This window comes from Dactylosporangium sp. NPDC049140 (assembly GCF_040648435.1).
Genome location: NZ_JBEZDS010000160.1, coordinates 1 through 1,360 on the forward strand (window position 1 = coordinate 1; position 1,360 = coordinate 1,360).

Genomic DNA, 1,360 nt, shown 5'->3' on the forward strand with positions numbered 1-1,360 from the left:
GCGGTCCACCTTCCCGTTCCGGTTCCGCGGCAACGCCGCCAGCTCAACAAAGACTCCCGGCACCATGTACTCCGGCAGCCGAGCCCCCACCCACACCCGCAACGCCTCAACCGACAACGACTCGTTCCCGGCCGGCACCACGTAGGCGATCAGGCGCCCGTCCTCGGCCACCACCGCGGCGTCCGCGACACTCGCCGAAGCCCGCAGCGTGGCCTCCACCTCACCGGGCTCGACCCGGAACCCACGGACCTTCACCTGATCATCGGCACGACCAACGAACTCCAACACCCCATCAGCCCGCCACCGCGCAACATCACCAGACCGGTACAACCGCGACCCGCCCGGCCCAGCCACAAACCGCTCCGCCGTCAACTCCGGACGACCCACATACCCTCGCGCCAGACCCACACCACCGATGAAAATCTCCCCCGGCACACCGACCGGCACGGGGTTCAGCACGACATCCAACACATACACCTGCACATTGCCCAACGGCCCACCGATCGGCGGATCCCCCACCGCATCCCCGGCACAGTCCATCGTGGTCGCCAACACGGACACCTCAGTCGGCCCGTACGCGTTGAACACCCGCGCCCCCACCGACCACGACCGCGCCAACCCACCACTCACCCGCTCCGAGCCGACGATCCACGACCCGACACCGGGCACCTCCACCGGATCCAGCTGGGACAACAACGACGGCACCACACTCGCCGCCGTAACACCCTCGGCCCGGATCAACGCCGCCAACGCCCGCGGCTCCGCACGCTCCGCCGCCGACGCCATCACCAACGTCCCACCGACCGTCAGCACACCAGCCAGATCGATCACCGCGGCGTCGAACGAGAACGACGCGAACTGCAACGCCACACGACCCAGCTTCGGCGCGATCTGCACAGCCAGATTCAACACACCCGCGTGCGGCACCACGACGCCCTTCGGCACACCCGTCGACCCAGACGTGTAAATCACATACGCCGCCTGCCCACCCCGCACAGCCGGCAACACACCGTCATACGACGGCAGCTCAAGACCCGACTCCAAAATCAGCACAGCACCCGCATCAGCCACCATGAACGCCAGCCGCTCCGCCGGGAACTCCGGATCCAGCGGCAGATACGCCGCACCAGCCCGCCACACACCCAACACCGCCGCCACAAAATCGACGGACCGGTCCAGACGCAGACCCACCACCGAATCCGGGCCCACACCCGAAGCCAGCAGATACCCGGCCACATCCGCCGAACGCTGCCACAACTCGCCATAGGTCAACGCCGTGTCACCAGCACGGACCGCCACCGCCGCCGGATCCTGGGACGCGATCAGATCCAGCACAGTCTCGCCACGGGGCAGCACGGTC

General features: G+C 67.8%; 1 protein-coding gene. It reads right to left on the bottom strand.

Annotated elements, in window-relative coordinates; translation table 11 throughout:
• On the bottom strand, positions 1 to 1,335 hold a 1,335-nt coding region (locus AB0B76_RS58975; RefSeq protein WP_360395205.1), incomplete at its 3' end, for an amino acid adenylation domain-containing protein.
• Between the last annotated feature and the right edge of the window lie 25 nt (positions 1,336 to 1,360).